At 64.5% G+C, this 17,961-nt stretch carries 14 protein-coding genes and 1 pseudogene; 6 read left to right on the forward strand and 9 right to left on the reverse strand.

The window, feature by feature from the left end; all coding sequences use genetic code 11:
• Nucleotides 1–40: 40 nt before the first annotated feature.
• Nucleotides 41–1,708: an ATP-binding domain-containing protein gene (locus JYG32_RS18740; RefSeq protein WP_213266500.1), complete on the reverse strand. Its 1,668-nt coding sequence runs from the start codon at nt 1,706–1,708 to the stop codon at nt 41–43.
• Nucleotides 1,709–1,814: 106 nt separating this feature from the next.
• Nucleotides 1,815–2,669, reverse strand: a complete 855-nt coding sequence (locus JYG32_RS18745; RefSeq protein ID WP_006485970.1) for a helix-turn-helix domain-containing protein — start codon at nt 2,667–2,669, stop codon at nt 1,815–1,817.
• A 225-nt stretch (nt 2,670–2,894) separates the two neighbouring features.
• On the opposite strand from JYG32_RS18745, the gene JYG32_RS18750 reads away from it, so the two are divergent.
• Complete coding sequence (locus JYG32_RS18750) at nt 2,895–4,229, forward strand: NAD(P)/FAD-dependent oxidoreductase (protein WP_213266501.1); 1,335 nt, start codon at nt 2,895–2,897, stop codon at nt 4,227–4,229.
• 84 nt (nt 4,230–4,313) lie between these two features.
• A complete protein-coding gene (locus JYG32_RS18755) occupies nt 4,314–5,408 on the forward strand; it encodes a potassium channel family protein (RefSeq protein WP_213266502.1) in 1,095 nt (364 codons plus the stop codon).
• Between the two features lie 242 nt (nt 5,409–5,650).
• Here JYG32_RS18755 and JYG32_RS18760 read toward each other — a convergent pair.
• Nucleotides 5,651–5,815 (reverse strand): annotated as a pseudogene (locus JYG32_RS18760) (IS5/IS1182 family transposase); the annotation flags it as partial.
• 182 nt (nt 5,816–5,997) lie between these two features.
• Complete coding sequence (locus JYG32_RS18765; RefSeq protein ID WP_213266503.1) at nt 5,998–7,749, reverse strand: hypothetical protein; 1,752 nt, start codon at nt 7,747–7,749, stop codon at nt 5,998–6,000.
• A gap of 457 nt (nt 7,750–8,206) precedes the next feature.
• Here JYG32_RS18765 and JYG32_RS38955 point away from each other — a divergent pair, with 457 nt between their 5' ends.
• A complete protein-coding gene (locus JYG32_RS38955) occupies nt 8,207–8,809 on the forward strand; it encodes a group II intron maturase-specific domain-containing protein (protein WP_249744817.1) in 603 nt (200 codons plus the stop codon).
• A 239-nt stretch (nt 8,810–9,048) separates the two neighbouring features.
• Here the strand turns inward: JYG32_RS38955 and JYG32_RS18780 are convergent, their stop codons facing one another.
• Nucleotides 9,049–9,675, reverse strand: a complete 627-nt coding sequence (locus JYG32_RS18780) for a TetR/AcrR family transcriptional regulator (RefSeq protein WP_213266504.1) — start codon at nt 9,673–9,675, stop codon at nt 9,049–9,051.
• A gap of 316 nt (nt 9,676–9,991) precedes the next feature.
• Between JYG32_RS18780 and JYG32_RS18785 the strand changes: the two genes are divergently transcribed.
• Nucleotides 9,992–10,366, forward strand: coding sequence for an H-NS histone family protein (locus JYG32_RS18785; RefSeq protein WP_213266505.1), 375 nt, complete (start codon nt 9,992–9,994; stop codon nt 10,364–10,366).
• 76 nt (nt 10,367–10,442) lie between these two features.
• Here JYG32_RS18785 and JYG32_RS18790 read toward each other — a convergent pair whose 3' ends face one another.
• Complete coding sequence (locus tag JYG32_RS18790) at nt 10,443–11,201, reverse strand: SDR family oxidoreductase (protein ID WP_213266506.1); 759 nt, start codon at nt 11,199–11,201, stop codon at nt 10,443–10,445.
• 139 nt (nt 11,202–11,340) lie between these two features.
• Nucleotides 11,341–12,285 carry a LysR family transcriptional regulator gene (locus tag JYG32_RS18795; RefSeq protein WP_213266507.1) on the reverse strand — a complete coding sequence of 315 codons (945 nt, stop codon included), beginning with the start codon at nt 12,283–12,285 and terminating at the stop codon, nt 11,341–11,343.
• Between the two features lie 165 nt (nt 12,286–12,450).
• Here JYG32_RS18795 and JYG32_RS18800 point away from each other — a divergent pair, with 165 nt between their 5' ends.
• Entirely contained in the window at nt 12,451–13,665 is a 1,215-nt protein-coding gene (locus JYG32_RS18800) for an FAD-dependent monooxygenase (RefSeq protein ID WP_174381966.1), read from the forward strand.
• A 44-nt stretch (nt 13,666–13,709) separates the two neighbouring features.
• Here JYG32_RS18800 and JYG32_RS18805 read toward each other — a convergent pair whose 3' ends face one another.
• Nucleotides 13,710–15,110 carry an LLM class flavin-dependent oxidoreductase gene (locus tag JYG32_RS18805; protein ID WP_213266508.1) on the reverse strand — a complete coding sequence of 467 codons (1,401 nt, stop codon included), beginning with the start codon at nt 15,108–15,110 and terminating at the stop codon, nt 13,710–13,712.
• Nucleotides 15,107–16,366: an acyl-CoA dehydrogenase family protein gene (locus tag JYG32_RS18810; RefSeq protein WP_213266509.1), complete on the reverse strand. Its 1,260-nt coding sequence runs from the start codon at nt 16,364–16,366 to the stop codon at nt 15,107–15,109. Before JYG32_RS18810 ends, JYG32_RS18805 begins: the two co-directional genes overlap by 4 nt.
• A 293-nt stretch (nt 16,367–16,659) precedes the next feature.
• Here JYG32_RS18810 and JYG32_RS18815 point away from each other — a divergent pair, with 293 nt between their 5' ends.
• Nucleotides 16,660–17,898, forward strand: a complete 1,239-nt coding sequence (locus tag JYG32_RS18815) for an SfnB family sulfur acquisition oxidoreductase (protein WP_213266510.1) — start codon at nt 16,660–16,662, stop codon at nt 17,896–17,898.
• Nucleotides 17,899–17,961: the final 63 nt, after the last annotated feature.

A 17,961-nucleotide genomic window follows, 5' to 3' on the forward strand; every position in this document is an offset into this window, starting at 1 on the left:
ACGGAGCTCGTCGTCGTGTCGAACGGGCCGTGGCGCCTGATCAACCCGCCGCGAGCTGCGCGGCCGCGCGCGACGACGCGACGATCAACAGCTTCATCGTCGCGCGCGTCGCGCCGACGAACAGCTTGCGCGCGGCACGCGCGTCGAGCGTGTCGAAGTCGACCTCGGTGAGGATCACGCACGGCGCCGACTGGCCCTTGAAACGGTAGATCGAATCGAGCAGCACGTCGCCTTCGCGATATTCGGGGTTGCCGAACAGGTCGTACTTGCCGGTGAAGCTCTTGATCCGGTGCGGGCCGAGCTGGTCGAGCGGCGCGAGCACCGAGCCTTCGCGGCCGCGGTACGACAGCACCGCGATGTCCTGCTTGCGGAAGCCGAGCGACAGCGCGTGCGTGATCGCGCGCTTGGTCGCGTCGATGCAGGCTTGCGCCAATGCGTCGTCCGACATGCCTGCTTCCCCGTATGCCGACACCGACGGATCGGACCCGTCGAACGGGCTGCCCGAGCGCAACTCGGCCGCGAGCGGCTCGACGCGGCCGACGACGTCGCGCACGAATTCGAGCAGGTCGCGCGGGCTGCGGTAGTTCGTCAGCGCCTTCAGCGTGACCCAGCCGGGCAGCGCGACGGGCTCGCGCATGTACAGGTTCTGCAGCGGATCTTCGAGCCACCACCATGCGCCGTCCGGCGCCAGCAAACGCTCCAGTGCGGCCGCCCACGGTGCGTGGAAATCCTGCCCCTCGTCGACGACCAGCACGTCGAAGCGCCAGCGCTCGGGGATTGGCGCTTCCGCGAAACGCGCCTCGAGCCGCTCGAATTCGCCGGGCACCTGGAAGTCGGGGGTATAGCCGCCGTCGCGTGCGACCCAGTCGCACAACTGGTGGTAGTTCGCGATCTTCGCGCCGGGGGGCGCGATGCGCGCGATGTAGTCGGCGAGCGGCCGGTTGAAGCACACGTAGAGCACGCGCTTGCCGGCCGCGACGGCATCGCGCATCGCCTGCACCGCGAGCTGCGTCTTGCCCGAGCCGGCCGTGCCGGTGACGCGCAGCCGGAACGGCGCGAATTCAAGCTGGCGCGCCCACGCGGCGAGCCCACCCGACAGCCGCGTGACGAGCGTGCCGGCCTGCCCGACGAGCGCGCTCGTGTCGGGCGTGAGCGCGAGCTCGTCCGCGAGGAAATGGTGGAGCTTCGGCGCGTTTGGAAACTGTTCGTCGTCCTCGGGCAGGATCTGCAGGATCACCTGCGCGAGCCGCGCCTTGCGCGACGCGTCGACGATGCGGTCGGCCGCGACGCCGGCGATCGACGCATCGCGGATCGAGTAGTCGGGGCAGTACAGCAGCGCTTCGACGCCGTAGACGCCCGCGCCGAGCGCGGCCGTCAGGCGCCGGTGCAGTGTTTCCTGAGTGCGCGCGAGCTGGATCGGGACATTGCGCTCCTTTTGCAGGTAGACCTTCACGAGCCCCTTCGGCGTTTCGCGCAGGAAGCCGGCCTTCTGCTCGATCAGCAGCACGCGGCCGGTCGGGCTCACGACGACGAACGCGGCCTCGCCGAACACCGAGAAGCCTTGCTCGGCGCGCGTCCAGTGCACGCCGTGATACACGGTGTAGCTGTCGGGCAGCGCGTGTTCGAGGGCAGCGAGCGTTTCGCGCTCGCGCTCGGCCGCGCCGGTCGCGGCGAGGCTTTTCCAGTCGTCGGGGATGAGGCGGGCCATGGAGTCGGGCGGCGGATGCCGGCGTGGGCGTGAACAGGTGCGGCCATTGTACCGAGTACCTGTTCACGGCCGCACGGACGCTGGCCGTCCGGGAGACGGGCGGGTGTTACCCGCGCGCGAGCCGTTTCGCGAGATCGGCGCTGAGGATCGCCATGCGCGCGGGCTTTTCGTAGCAGACCACGTCGAACGCGCGAATCACTTCGCTGATGTCGGCCTCGCTCGCGCGGCCGGTGAGCAGGTCGCCCGTCAGCACGAAAATCGGCGCGCCCGGGTTGTCGGACGTGCGCACGGCCTTGATCGCGGTCGCGGCCGTGCTGTCGTCGAACAGCCATTCAGTCAGCACCGCGTCGAAGGCCTGGCCCTGCAGCGCGTCGACGAACGGCGCGAGGCCGTCGAACGCGGCCGTCGCGAAACCCTGCCGTTCGAGATAGCGGCACAGCTCGGTCGCGCTGACGCGATCGGGATCGATCACCGCGACGACGAGCTTGTCGCTCTCCGCGCGGCGCGGATAGATCTCGATCTTGTGCACGTCGTACGCGTTCTGGTACAGCACGCCCGTGTGGCGCAGCACGCGCCAGCGGCCGTTCTGTTCGTATGCGACGAACTCGGGGCGCGCGCCGGCTTCGAGCGGCGCGCCGATCCATGCGGTGCATGGAATCTCGGCGACGCCCGCATAAAGCACGGCTTCCTGCGAATAGGCGCCGACCATGCCGGGGTCGAGCGTTTGCGCGCCGAACAGTTGGGCGGCGGGTTCGCCGTACGCTTCGGCGACTTTCTTGATCTGCGCGAGCGTCCAGGGGCTGCTGCCGCGCAGTTTGCGATGGCCTTGCGAGAAACTCAGGTCGAGGATGCGGCACAGCTCGGTGGTCTGCTGGCGCTTGCCGATGCCGTTGCGGGTCATCAGCTCGCGCACGCGCTCGGCGACCGCGAGGGAATCCGTGGTGATTGCTTCAGTGGTCATGCTACGGGAACGGATCGTGACGTTCAGAACGACGCCTTGCGGCAGTCTCGACGGACAGTCTTCATGACGTCCAATGGCGAGCCGACCGGCCACGCGCGGAAAAGATAACTTTACCGCAAAATGGTCGTCATTCAGTGTCGCGAAAGGTGCGTTTCTGTGAAAGGTGTGTCACGACGTTACCGCGGCTGCCCGTATCTCGAATGTATTGACGCCTGACAAGAAGCAATGACGACAACCTATCCGCTGCACGATGCATTGACCCGCGCCGAAACGGCGCTTCCGGCCGAGGCCGATGTCGTGATCGCCGGCGCCGGCATCATGGGCTGCGCGGCCGCGTACTACCTGGGCCTGCGTGGCCTGAAGGCCGTCGTGCTCGACAAGTCGCGCATCGCCGGACAGCAGTCGACGCGCGCGTGGGGCTTCGTTCGACAGCAGGGCCGCGAAGCCGCCGAGGTGCCGCTGATGATGGCCGGCATGCGGATCTGGGAGGGTTTAGAGGAAACCCTCGGTTTCGATCTCGAATGGCGGCAGGGCGGCTGTCTCTATATTGCGGACAACGAAACGGACTGGTCGTCGTTCCAGGCGTGGCTCGCGGTCGCGCGCGAGCACGGGCTCGACACGCGCACGCTGACGCGCGCGCAGATCGACGAGCGCGTCAGCGGCCTTTCGCCGCAGGCGCGCACGCTCGGCGGGCTCTATACCGCGACCGACGGGCAGGCCGAGCCGCGCCGCGTGGCCGCGGCATTCGCCGCGCGCGCCACCGAGGCCGGCGCGCGCTTCTTCGAAGGCTGCGGCGTGACGTCGATCGAGACGGCCGGCGGCGCGGTCGTCGGCGCCGCGACGGAGCGCGGCACGATCCGCACGCGGCGCGTGATCTGCGCGGCCGGCGCGACCAGCTTCCGGCTGCTCGACGGCGTCGGCATCCGGCTGCCGCAGCAGGCCGTGCGCGGCACCTGCATGCGCACCAACGTGGTGCCTCCGGTGTCCGCATCGACGCTCTGGGGGCACGGCCTCGGCATTCGGCAGCGCCAGAACGGCGCGATCAATCTCGCCGACGACATGCAGGTCGACGTCGACCTGACGCTCGGCCACCTGCGCGGGTTGAGTCTGTTCTGGCCGGAATTCTGGTCGCAGCGCGACAAATTCCGGCTGCACGTGAATTCGGCTGCATGGCGCGATGCGCTCGCGCGCGTCAACGGCGCGGCCGGGCCGATCGAGCCGCGCGATCCTCAGCCGCAGCCGAATCGTGCGCATGCGCCGCGCGCGCTCGCGAAGCTCAAGGCGATCTTCCCTGCGCTGAAGGATGCGCAGATCGTCGAGGCGTGGGCCGGCCTGATCGACGTGCTGCCCGACGGCATTCCGGTGATCGATGCGCCGGGCACGCCGTCGGGGCTCGCGATCGCGACGGGGTTCTGCGGCCATGGCTTCGCGATGGGGCCGATCGTCGGCCGGCTGCTCGCCGAATGGATCGACACGGGTGCGCCGTCGCTCGACCTGTCGGCGTTTCGTGCGCAACGTTTCGTCGACGGGACGATGGTGCGGCCGCGCCGCATGCTGTAACGGACGAATCGATGCGATGACGTCGGGCCGGATCGCCGCCTTCCCGTCGTAGAATCGAGCCCGCATCCTTCAGGAGATTCCCCGTTGGCCTCGCCTTCCGCCCAGCGCCGTTCGTTGCGCTCACGCTTGCGTCGTGCCCGTGATCCGTGGCAGGCGCCGCGTGCGCGCATGCTGTTCACGCGTCCCGCGACGTCGCCGCGGCGCACGCTGCTGTTCCGTGTCGGTGCGGTCGTGCTGTTGTGCGTGCTCGCGTTCCTCGTGCTGTATCTCGATCGCGACGGCCTGCGCGATTCGACCAAGAGCACGCCGATGACCGTCGCCGATCTCGTGTACTTCACGATGGTCACCGTCGCGACGGTCGGCTACGGCGACATCGTGCCCGTGACCGCGCGCGCCCGCCTGATCGATGCGTTCTTCATCGTGCCGATCCGCATCGGCATCTGGTTCATTTTCCTGGGCACGGCGTATCAGTTCGTGATCCAGCGTGTCGTCGAGGAATTCCGCATGAAACGCCTGCAAAAGCAATTGTCCGATCACATCGTCGTGTGCGGTTATGGCCTGTCGGGGTCGATCGCCGTGCGCGAACTGCTCGAAAGCGGCGTCGATGCCGCGACGATCATCGTGATCGATTCGCAGCAGCAGGCGCTCGAAGCCGCGACGTCGCTCGGCGTGACGGGGCTGCTCGGCGATCCCGCGCACGAGGATCTGCTGCAGCAGGCACAGGTGCGCGCCGCGAAGGCCGTGATCATCTCGGTGACCGACGATCCGACCGCGATCCTGCTGACGCTGTCGGTGCGCAGCATCGCGCCCGATACGAAGATCGTCGTGCGGATCCAGGAGAACCTGTACCAGCGGCAACTGCGGCAGGCCGGCGCGGACGTGATCGTGTCGTCGACAAAGATCGGCGCGTTGCTGCTCGCGGATGCGGTGCATAGCCGCTACATCGTGCCGTTCGTGAACGACATGCTGTCGACGCGCGGGCGCGCGACGCTGCTCGAGCGCGAGGCGTTGCCGCACGAGATCGGCTGCATGACCAATGTCGTGCCGGGCGCGATCGTGGTCGGGCTCGATCGCTGCGGGAAGATCCAGTCGTTTTATGAAGACCCGCCGTGCCGGATCGAGGCGGGCGATACGCTGGTGGTGATTCAGTCGGCGCGGATTCCGGATGCGGATGTTTGATAATTCGTAGTATTTTAAAATAATTATGGCAATTATTTTTCTCGATTTTTCATTTTATTTCTAGTGCTTCGGCGTCGTGCCGGTGCACACGATACAGACGATTGCCAACTGTATCCAAATTTCGGGTGACGAACTCTACTTGGTTGTTCTACAGCCCAATGAGCAGGGAGACTCTATTGCGTTTGAGGGGCGTTGTTGCATAAATCAGGCACAAGGACGAAGTGATGCCTTTGTTCATGATCTCAGGCGATGCGGACGGACTGCGGGCGTGCGAGCTCAGTCATGCGGTTGAGCACACCCACACGAATCGCGACCTCAGTGGCCTGCGAGTCGATGCGTCGAGCCCACAGGCAGGGGCCGGTGAGTGTCTTGAACCGATACATCGCGTTCTCGGCGAGCGAACGTTGGGAAACTGCATTCGTACACCCGATTTCCGAAAAGCCGCAAATATCGATGCCGGTCTACGGGCAATAACGCGCTATCGAACACGCCGCTTCTCACGGCTCAGAACCCTACGCTAGCAGGGTTACTGGACATATAGCGCGTCTGTGAACACTGCTAGCGCCAATTGTGAACGCCTGCAGCTAGCCTACTTATTGAAGTATTGTGCGAATCGATTGACCTGCTCCAGTGTTACTGGCTGTCCTGCTAAATCCGGCATGGGTACTCTTCCGTGCAGCAGAATAAAACTGAATTCGGAGCCGGCGCTTACCTGGGCATTACCATGGCAGCCCATACATCCGCCCATGTTCACACGATCACCGTCGAAAGCGACGTTATCAAATTCTTTCGCGCATTTATCGAGATTGCTGGCGCCAGGTTTAAATTTGCAATCAGTAAAATCAGTGATGGTGAATTCGTTTTTGGGAAAATTGGTAAATCTCCCGCTAAATTTCTGCAAATTATAATCCGTTTCGATTACACTGTTGGATTGATAATATGTTGAGGCATTGTCGGCATCGTAGTCGTAGCCAGCTTTGGGTTTGTTAATCGGCGCATTTTGAACGTTGACGAGCTTGTAGTACATCCACACTGGTCTATTAATGCCATGCTTGTCTGCATAGGCGGTCATTGCATCATGGGCACGCTGGTTGATATCGATTATGTATGGAGGAATTTTGTTAATTCTTTTGTTGACAATGATCTTGCCATTTGAAACAAGTCCGGTGTTCGGGGTATTTTGATAGTAAAGCTGTCCGGCTGGAAAGCCGAAATCCCCCTCGTGACTAAATTGCTGCGTAGTTGTGGGTGTGGCGTTTTTTGACAGAATAATTGGCCACAGCGGCGCTCGGTCTCCTCCAAGATAATTCCCATTAACGTCTTCAAGAGGTTTTTCTTTAAAATCCGTGATGTTGTCCGCCTGCTCGAATGTCGCGTAAATAAAGTAAGGGGCAGTGGCTGTTTTTTGAATGATGTGCAATCCAACGAGGCCAAACTCACTGTCAACATAGCGCGCGGCATTATCCGGCCCCTTGACGTAATACCGCACATTCGTGGTATAGAAGCGCCCGGATTGAGTCTCCCGCTGCGTTAATTTCCGCCAAGCCGCCTTGACTTCAATGGTGCCATTGGGGAAGGATATCAAGTTGGCGCTTCCCTGTAGCGGGTCATCCTTGTGCTGGTCAACATATTTCGCCGTGGCCTCAAAGATCAACCGAACGTGTTTATCCTTTTCGCCACCAAAAAAATTATTGGAGGCAACATATGTGTACTCTTTACGATTCGCCTTCGCCATGTATAAGATTTGGGTATCCAGATCTGTGATCTTCCCAGCATAAATCTGATCCAGGCCGATCTGGCTGTTTTCATCAAGATTGATCCAAGGCCTCGACTCAGGAGATGCGCTAGGCCGCGAAACCAACGCCAGCGGGCGCACCGGTACCGCGTACGTATAGACGGGACGGACGTCGTAGCCGTAATCCCTCGGTTTCCCCTCGTCGTACCCTGCTGGCATGCCCGTGCCGGGATATATCTCAACCTTCCCTCGATAGGTATGCCATACCAGCGGGTCTGTATATCCAGCCTTGCCGAATGGCTGACCCGGATCCGGTTTATCGCGTGGTTCACTATTGTTATTTCTCGCGAGCGCGGGCCAGTTCAGCGCAATAAATTCTTGCCAGGCGAACTTCGCAGCTTCCGCTGGCGACGCGGACGGTGCGCCACCAGGTATATCGGCAGGCAACGTACAACTGATCGTAATCTCTCGATCATCCAACGCCTCGCACTGGGACTGGGGCCCGCAGAATCCGATCAGCGGATATGCCGCGATGCACGTTGAAGTTGCCACGCGTGCGAAGGTACGCCGCCAGTCAACGCATTGACGAATCTGGTTGTCGAACATGACGGTTACTCCTTTTAGCTACATTGCCTGACTAATTCTGTCCCGAGAAAACACCGGATCCGCACCAGCTTTTGCACAAACAGGTGGAGAGGACAAAATATTTGCAATAGATGCGGATACCTCATCGATCGAAGAGGACCGCATTCCAGACAGCTTCGATCAGGCTCCGTGATGACTCGGGTTATCCATGCGCGAAGATGCTCGCCCGGACATGAAGTTAGGCTGAACGCACCGAGCGTTCAATTACACTCGATTACGATAGCGCGGCGAGGCACTGTCAGGTTGATGGAGGCAGCCGTCCCGCGAAGTAAAGTCGCAACATATGTCCCTAAATAAAGCCCCGTCATTCCGTGAGGCGTCCAGCTCACGTGTCTAACTTTAATTTCCTCAGATGCGAACTAACTTTCGATCTTGTTGATGATGAGAAGTAAAGCCGTGACTTTGCGAGGAGGAGGTGGTGGTGGAAGATTTCTGTCCGGACGATCCCACACAGCGCTTTGCCTTTCAGCCGATCACCATCCAGCGCTCGAAATGGCTGCACCAATTTCATGTCTGGAGCCCGAAGCTGTCCCGACGCCTCGTACTTTATTCGCAACAGGCGGTCGACTTCTGGGCCATGATTGAATCCCATGCGACGATTCTGACGTTCTGCGAATACCCCGGCTTCATCCTGGTTGACGAGAGGCCTCGTATCGCGGATTTCGTGCTTCATCGGGACGACACAAACGAGTTTGTTGTCCTGAATGCCACGCCCCTCGCTGCGGTTGATTCTGAAAAGATTCATGCAATGACCGCCCTCAAGATGGCATGGCAAGAGACCGCGGAGTTGGTGGGCAGGTTGAACCGCACGTTGCGAGGCTGGGCGAACTACTTCCAGGCAGGGAGCGTTAGCCGCGCATACCGTGCGCTCGACAGCTACACCGCTACGCGGTTGCGCCGGTGGTTACGCAACAAGTGCAAGCTCAGACGGCGCAGGGGCGGGACCTATCCATCCTCGCACCTCTACGGGCACATCGGCGTACGTCTGAGCGCCGGTGGAGGCGTAGCCTGGCGTGTGTGAAGGCGTGATGTCTTGTCCGAGAGCCCAGTGCGGGAGATCTGCACGCTGGGTTCGATTAGCGGGATGTGGAAACGGGGTTAAGGCAAGGTTATTCCGGCACCGCCAGACGAAAGGGGCGGCAACAGACAAACCGAACCTGCTGCTACCACGCCACATCTCGACTCAACCGAACCGCGTCACGCGCGAACCGGCCCCATCGCGGCGCCGGCCATCCTCGCGATCGCTCTCGATCTCGCCGGTCAGCGCACCGGCGCCGCCGTCGCCAGCAGGCTGCGCAGGAACACCATGATCATGTGCCCGATGGGCACGTCGGACAGGATCGACTGCTGCAGCGACAGGCCTTGCGAGAGCCCCATGAACGACACGGCCAGGACGGTCGGCGATTCGGGCGGGACCTTCTTCATCCTCGCGAAAATCTGTTCGATGCAATAGGCGAGGCCATCGCGGTGGCCGTCAAGCAACGCCTGCGACGCCGCTGCGAACGCGGGGTTGCGACGCCCCTGGAGCTTGAACTCGACGCCCAGCACCGACCACTCGGGCTCGGCGTCGACGGTCCGCGACCAGACTTCCAGCGCATTCAGGATGTCGTCCGCGGAGGCGGACGGGTCGCTCAGCGTCCGGGCGATGGCGGCCACTTGCGTCGTCGAGCGCTCCCGCATCAATTCCACGAACAGCGCTTCCTTGCTCGCGAAATTCGAATAGAACGCGCCCTGCGTATAGCCGGCCTCGGCCGCGATATCCCTGAGCGACGTGGCGCCGAAACCGCGGTCGACAAACAGCCGCTTCGCCGCGGCGAGCAAATGTGCGCGGGTCTGCAGTCGACTGTCTTCGCGGCTCAGCCGCGGCGGATGGGGCGCCATGTTCATGGCGGGAAGGATATCAGTTGATATTTGAGATGGATACCATTACGATTGCGCTTCAAATATCACTTGATATGTGAAATGCGGCGCGCGATGGTGCTTCCGGATGTCTCCAGTGGGGGATTTGTCCCGGGTGGACGATCGGTTCGGCAGGACGCGCCTGTCTGTTTGCGGCATCGGGGTGTATGCCGCGGCATCGGCGTTCCGCGGATTGTCCGTCTCTTCGCGTCGCGTTGTCCGGCGCGCAGCGATGCGTCGCATGCGATCAAGTGAATGTCGCTGTCACGGGGCGTTGTAAAACAGTCCATTAGTCATGCGAATCATGTCGATTCGCATTCGGATGCAGGGCAGGAAGCAGAAGATGAGCGTGAGCAAGACCTATGCGCAGCTCGTGGTCGAGCTGTTCGAACTGGACGAGGAAATCGAGCGCGCACGCGCACGTGAACGCATCGATGCGATCGCGAAGGTTCACTCGCTGATGGATACCTATGCGATCAAGCATCGCGACCTGGTCGGCCGCAACGGTCGCCGAGGTTCGTATATCGTGAAAGTACTGCCGGCACGGTATCGCGACCCGGCGAGCGGGAAGGAATGGAGCGGGCGCGGCAATGCGCCGCTCTGGATCAGGGGCAAGGACCGCCGTCAGTTCGTGGTACGCAAGCCGCCGCCCGCAGGCAAGAAAGCCAAGTCAGGTTGACGAGACATGGCCGGGGCGCTGCCTGCATCGACGGATACGACGGTAGCGCCGTGCCCGTCTGTCGCGCCGCTCGCGTTTATCCGCGCCCCACGAAAGGCATCGCGGTCGCCATGATCGTCATGTTCAGGATGTTCGTGTCCAGCGGCAGATTCGCCATCTGGACGACCGCGTTCGCCACATGCGTGACGTCCATGCGCGCCTCGGGCGCCAGGCTGCCATCGGCCTGCGGGACGCCTTGCGTCATCCGTTCCGTGAGCGACGTCGCTGCGTTGCCGATGTCGATCTGGCCGCACGCGATGTTGTACGCACGGCCGTCCAGCGCCAGCGACTTGGTGATGCCCGTCACCGCGTGCTTGGTGGCCGTGTACGCGATCGTATCGGGGCGCGGCGCGTGCGCCGAGATCGAGCCGTTGTTGATGATTCGGCCGCCCTGCGGCGTTTGCGCTTTCATCAGGCGCCACGCGGCCCGCGCACACAGAAAGACGCCGGTCAGGTTCGTCGCGACGACGCCGTTCCATACGTCGAATTCGTATTCGTCGAGGGCAACGGGCGGGGCGTTGCGCCCGGCGTTGTTGAACAGGACATCCAGCCGGCCGAACTGCTGCGCGATTTGCGCAAACGCGCGGTCGACCGATGCTTCGTCGGTGACGTCGGCGGGAAACACGTGCGCGTCGCCGTTGGCGGCGCGGATCGCGTCCTGCGTTTCGCGCAACGATGCTCCGTTGCGTCCGAGCAGCGCGACGGTGAATCCCGCTTGGGCGAGCGCGATGGCCGCCGCACGACCGATGCCGGATCCGGCGCCCGTGACGGCTGCGAATTGCTTCGTGACAGACATGGCTTGATTCCCTGCTGGTTGAATTGGGAAAGAGGGGCGAACGATCGATGTCTTCGCCACCCGGTCAATGCATTCGAAATGTGCCCGGCGCAAGTTCAAGCGACATCGTACAGCGCGCCCGGTTGCGCGATAACCGCGACTATTTCTTCCGCCCGGGCGCCGCCTTCCGTGCCCGCGCGCCCGTCTCCGTAAACAGGTCGACCACGACACCGCGCAGCCACCGGTTTCCTTCGTCCTGATTGACCCGCGTATGCCACAGCATATGAATCGGCGCACCGGGCAGCGTGACGGGCAACGCGCGCCAGCCGAGCGAAAACGGCGCGGCGAGTTGCAGCGCGAGATGCTCCGGCACGGTCGCGATCAGGTCGGTGCGCTGCAGGATGTAGCCCACGCTCATGAAATGCGGCACCGTCAGCCGTACCCGGCGCGTCACGCGGCGCCGCTTCAGCCATTCATCCACCTGCCCGTGGCCGGTGCCGGCCGACACCACGACGAGGTGCTCGGCGTCGCGCCATGCATCGACCGTCAGCGGCGCATCTTCGAGCGGATGCCCGCGCCGGAACAGGCACACATAGCGCTGATCGAACAGCCGGCGCTGATAGAACCCGCCCTTGAGTTGCGGCAGCAGGCCGATCGCGAGATCGACGCGGCCGTCGGCCATTTCGTCGCTCAGGTTGACGCTCGTGTTGCGCACGGTATTGAGCGCAATGCCGGGCGCCGCGTGCGACAGGTGTTCGAGCAGCGCGGGCAGGAATACGACCTCGCCGATATCGGTCATGCCGATCGTCAGCGTGCGCGTGGCGCGCAGCGGATCGAAACCGGTCTCGGGATTCAGCGCGGCATGCAGCGTCGCGAGCGCGTGCGATACGGGTTCCGCCAGCCGCAGTGCGAACGGCGTCGGCACCACGCCGCCCGGGCCGCGCACGAACAGCGGATCGCCGAGCCGGCGGCGCAGCTTCGCGAGCGCGTTGCTGACGCCCGGCTGGCTCATGTTCATCTGTTCGGCGACGCTCGACACGCGCCGCTCCTGCATCAGCCGCTGGAACAGCAGCAGCAGGTTGAGGTCGATATCGCACAGTTCCATGGGTTTCGCGTTGCCCGGTTCATTGCATCCAGTGATGAAGCAGATTCATTTCATTTTATTGCGGGATGAAAGTCCACTCCTGAAAATACCGATACCGCGCATGCATTCGACCTGACCGCTGCGCAGCCCGCAGCCCCACATCTGAATATCGGAGACACCTTCATCATGCAGACGAACCTGAAGATTGCGATCGTCGGCGCCGGCATCGGCGGCCTGACGCTCGCGCTCGCGCTGCGCGAGCACGGCATCGACGCGCAGCTCTACGAGCAGACCGACGCATTGCGGGAAGTCGGCGCGGCCGTCGCGCTGTCGGCCAATGCGACGCGCTTCTACGAGCGCATGGGCTTGCGCGCGGCCTTCGACGCGGTGTGCGCGGACATCCCGGGCCTCGTCTATCGCGACGGGCGCAGCGGCGCGGTGATCGGCCATCATCGCGGCGAACCCGACTATCGCCGGCAATTCGGCGGCGCGTACTGGGGCGTGCATCGCGCGGATCTGCAGGCCGTGCTGTCGAAGGCGGTCGGCGTCGAGCGCATCCATCTCGGCCATCGGCTGGTCGATCTCGCGCAGCATCCGGATCGCGTCGTGCTGAGTTTCGACAACGGCGCGCAAGTCGAGGCCGATCTCGTGATCGGTGCGGACGGTGCGCGTTCGATCACGCGACGCTGGATGCTCGGCTATGACGACGTGCTGTATTCGGGGTGTTCGGGTTTTCGCGGCGTGGTGCCGGCCGAACGCATGGACTTGCTGCCGGATCCCGACACGATCCAGTTCTGGGTCGGGCCGCACGGGCATCTGCTGCACTATCCGATCGGCGACAACGGCGACCAGAATTTCCTGCTGGTCGAGCGGCATCCGTCGCCGTGGCCGTCGCGCGACTGGGTCATGCCGGCCGAGGAGGGCGAGCAGTTGCGCGTGTTCAGGAACTGGCATCCGGCGGTCGTGCAGATGATTACGGCCGTGCCGATCAGCCAGCGCTGGGGGCTCTTTCATCGTCCGCCGCTCGGCCGCTGGAGCCGCGGACGCGTGACGCTGATCGGCGACGCCGCGCATGCGCTGGTGCCGCATCACGGGCAGGGCGCGAACCAGTCGATCGAGGATGCGGTGGTATTGGCGGCGCAACTGGCGAAGGCTGGCCCGGGCAACTGGCGCGAAGCGCAGGAAGCGTACGAGCGCCTGCGGCGGGGCCGCACGCGCAAGGTGCAGTACGCGTCGATTTCCGCGGCCGACGTGCTGCACCTGCCCGACGGGCCGGCCGCGCAGGCGCGCAACGCGCGTCTGGCCGAACGCGACAGCGTGCTGCACCATCTGGACTGGATCCACGATTTCGATGCGCTCGCCGACGAACCGAACGAGCGTCAGGGGGGCACGTGGCTTTGAGCGGGCAGCGGCGCGGTCACGCGCGAGCGTGACCGCTTAGACGATTACGCGAACGCCTCTGTCGGCACGGCATCGCGCTTGACCTGCTCGATGTCGCGAAACTGCGCGGCCGGATGCTCGTCCGGCAGCCGTGCCGCGCCGCCGAACAGTTTCTCGCGCAGCGTGCCCGGCGCATAGCCGGTCGGATATACGCCACGCCGTTGCAGTTCCGGAACGAGGTAGCGCACGACATCCTCGAAGGTTTCGTGCGCGACCGCATACGCGAGATTGAAGCCGTCCACATCGGTCGCCGCGACCCATTCCTGCAGGATGTCCGCGACGGTCGCCGCCGAGCCGACGAACACCGGGCCCATCCCGCCGATGCCGCCCCAGGCCGCCAGTTCCTCGATCGTCCACGCGGTGTCGCCGCCCGACAGGTGCTCGACGGCCGACACGATCGCGTTCGTCTCGACGCGCCGGACGGGATCGGTCGGCGCGTACTGGCCGAAGTCGATGCCGGTCCAGCCGGACATGAACACCAGCGAGCCGTCGTACGACACGTAGCGGCGGTACTCGTCGAACTTGGCTTGCGCCTTCTCGTCGGTCTCGTCGACGATCACCGTGACGAGGTTGTAGATCAGCACCTTGCTCGCGTCGCGTCCAGCGGCGGCGGCCTGCGCGCGCACGTCGGCGACATAGCGGGCGAGCTGCGGGCGGGTCGGCGCGGCCACGAACACGCATTCGGCATGCTGCGCGGCGAATGCCTTGCCGGGGCCGGACGCGCCGGCCTGGAACAGCACCGGCGTGCGCTGCGGCGACGGTTCGCACAGATGATAGCCGGGCACGTCGAAGAAGCGGCCCTTGTGGCCGATCTCGTGCACCTTCTCGGGATGCGTGAACACGCGGCCGTCGCGATCGCGCACCACCGCGCCGTCCTCCCAGCTTCCCTCGAACAGCTTGTACAGCACCTCGACGTACTCGGCCGCGACCGCATAGCGGTCGTCGTGCGTACGCAGCCCGTGATCGCCGACGTTCTTCGCGCCGCTTTCGAGGTAGGACGTGACGATATTCCACGCGAGCCGGCCCTTCGTGTGATGGTCGGCGGTCGACAGCCGGCGCGCGAACGTGTACGGATGCTCGAACGTCGTCGACGCGGTGATGCCGATGCCGAGATGCTCGGTCGCCATCGCGATCGGCGCGGCGAGCTGCAGCGGGTCGTTGACCGGGATCTGCGCGGCTTGATGCAGCGCGTGATGGTTGCTGCCCTTGTAGACGTCGTAGTAGCCGATCACGTCCGCGATGAAGATCGCGTCGAAGATGCCGCGTTCGAGGATGCGGGCGAGGTCGGTCCAGTAATCGAGGTCCTTGTACTGCCACGAACGGTCGCGCGGATGCGCCCACAGCCCCGGCGACTGATGGCCGACGCAGTTCATCTCGAACGCGTTGAAGCGGATGGTCTTGCTCATTGAACGGCTCCCGTTTCCGTACTCGGGCTCGTGCCGTTGCCGACGCGCCAGACGAACGGCGGCGTGCGGCCGTTGATGACCCAGTCGCCGACGATCCTTGCCTTGTAGACGAGCGGATTGTGCGACGATACCGTGCGCGCGTTACGCCAGTGCCGGTCGAGCGCGGTCGTGCTGCGCGTCGCGGATGCGCCGAGCGCGTCGAACAGCCGCGTCGCCGCGCGCAGCACGAGTTCGGACACGACGAGCTGGCTTTGTGCCGATTCGATCTCGGCCGCGACGTTCGCGTCGTGCTCGGCCTGTTCGTCGCTGCCGAAGCGGGTTTCGTAGGCGCGCTGAAGCGGCTGCGCGGCGCGCAGCGCGAGCGCGTCGGCCGCATAGGCCCACGATGCGATCTCGCCGATCACCTGCTGGAGCTGCGCATCGTCGCCCGCGCGCGCGGCGTTGCCGTGGCTGTATACGCGGGTGCGATTGCGCACGAGCGCACCCGCGTCGCGCACGATCGCATGGCCGATGCCCGCCAGCGTCGCGACGTGGAACAGTTGGTAGAACGCGGTCTGGTATTTGAAGCGGCGCGCGAAGTCGATCACGTTGCGCGGCTCGACCGCCGCATCCTCGAAGCGCGTCGTACCGCTGCCGGTCGTCGTCTGGCCGAAGCCGTCCCAGTCGTCTTCGCGGATCACACCCGGCTGCGCGGTCGCGACGGCGACGATCACGTCGCTGCCGTCGTCCGCGCGCTGCGCGAACACGTCGATCCAGTCGGCGAACAGGCTGCCGGTGCTGTAGAACTTGCGGCCGTTCAGCACGAGCCGGCCGTGCTTCTCCGAGACCTTCGTGACGGTCTGGCCGAGCGGCACGTCGCCGGCTTCCGACCACGCATTGCCGACGAGCTGGCCGCTCGCGAAGCGATCGAGCCAGGTCTTGCGGTCCGCGCCCGGCGGCGCGTTCAGCCAGTCCTCGACGAACGCGAAATGGCCGCGCAGCGCTTGCGGCAGGTTGGAATCGGCGGCGGCGAGCTCGATCAGCAGGCGAAACAGTTGCGGCAGCGATGCGCCATCGCCGCCGTCGCGCACCGGCAGACGGACCGCGCCGAAGCCGGCTGCCTTCAGCCAGCCGATCGCTTCGTGCGGCAATTCGCGGCGGCGTTCGCGTTCGGCGGTGCCGGCGGCGATGCGCTCGAAGATCGGCCGGAACCGGCTCGCGAGTGCGTCGTAGTCGGTTCCGGTGGACAGTTCGGTGTCTGCGTGCGATGAAGTCATGCGGTGTTCCTCGAAGGGCGGGGCCGTTTGCACCGGGAGGCCAGTATAGGAAGCGCGGCGCGGATGTTCCAATAACGGATTCGCACATCGTTATCGTCGCCGCGCATTACGCCGGCGATGTCGCGCCATCTCGACGATTTGACGTCGATTGCGCTGTTGTTGCGCGAGTCGTCGCACGCCCCCGCGGCGTGCCGTTTGTGATCCGAAGGAATATCGTTCTGCGAATCGCTCGGTTTGCCGGCCCGCGGCGCGCTGCTAGATTGAACGTTTCCGTCCATCAGCAGGAGCGCCCGATGTCAGACACGAGCACCACGGTTCAGGAACGGCCGGCCGACACGCAGCCGCAAGCGGCCCGCGTGATCGCCGACGACGCGCAGGCCATCGCGGCGGCTCACGCGCTGGCGCAACGGCTCGCGGCAGGCGCGGCCGAACGCGATCGGGAGCGCCGGCTGCCGCGCGACGAGATCGAATGGTTCTCGCAGTCGGGGCTGTGGGCGATCACGGTGCCGAAGGCCTACGGCGGCGCGGGCGTGTCGCATGTGACGCTGACGGACGTGGTCAGGATCGTTGCGGCGGCCGATCCGTCGCTCGGGCAGTTGCCGCAGAACCATTTCGGGCTGGTCGACGTGATCACGCTGACCGGCACCGACGCGCAGAAGCGCCACTTCTTCTCGGAGATCCTGAGCGGCAAGCGCTTCGGCAACGGCTTTTCGGAGAAGGGCACGAAGCATGTGCTCGACCTGAAGACGCGCGTGCGGCGCGACGGCGACGACTATGTCGTCGACGGCACCAAGTTCTATTCGACCGGCGCGCTGTTCGCGCACTACGTGCCGGTGCTGGGCCTTGACGACGATCGCCAGGCATGGCTTGCGTACATTCGCCAGCCGACGCCGGGGCTGGCCGTGATCGACGACTGGTCGGGCTTCGGGCAGAGAACCACCGCGAGCGGCACCGTGGTGCTCGACAACGTGCGCGTGCCCGCTTCGCACGTGCTGCCGGCCCAGCGCGTGTCGGATCTGCCGACGCTCAACGGCCCGCTGTCGCAGATCATCCAGGCGGCGATCGATGCCGGCATCGCGAAGGCCGCGCTCGACGATACGCTGGCATTCGTGCGCACACGCACGCGGCCGTGGGTCGACAGCGGGGTCGAGCGGGCAGCCGACGATCCGCTGACGATCCGCGAGATCGGCCATCTGCACATCCAGTTGCATGCGGCCGAAGCGCTGCTCGAACGCGCGGCGCGCGCGCTCGACGAAATCGCGGCGCGGGGCGACGTGACCGAGGACGATGTCGCGCGTGCGTCGGTCGCCGTCGGCGAGGCCAAGGTGCTGACGACCGAAATCGCGCTGCTCGCGAGCGAGAAGCTGTTCGAACTGGCCGGCACGCAGTCGACGCTGGCCGAGCACAATCTCGACCGGCACTGGCGCAACGCGCGCACGCATACGCTGCACGATCCGGTGCGGTGGAAATATCACCTCGTCGGCAACTACTACCTGAACGGCGTGCGCCCCGCGCGGCATGCGTGGAACTGATGCGCACGCGATCCGGTCGATGCGCGCATGGAGCGAAGACTGCGGGCCGGCAGATGACGCGGC

Origin of the sequence: Burkholderia pyrrocinia (genome assembly GCF_018417535.1) — a bacterium.
Classification (GTDB): Bacteria; Pseudomonadota; Gammaproteobacteria; order Burkholderiales; family Burkholderiaceae; genus Burkholderia; species Burkholderia pyrrocinia_E.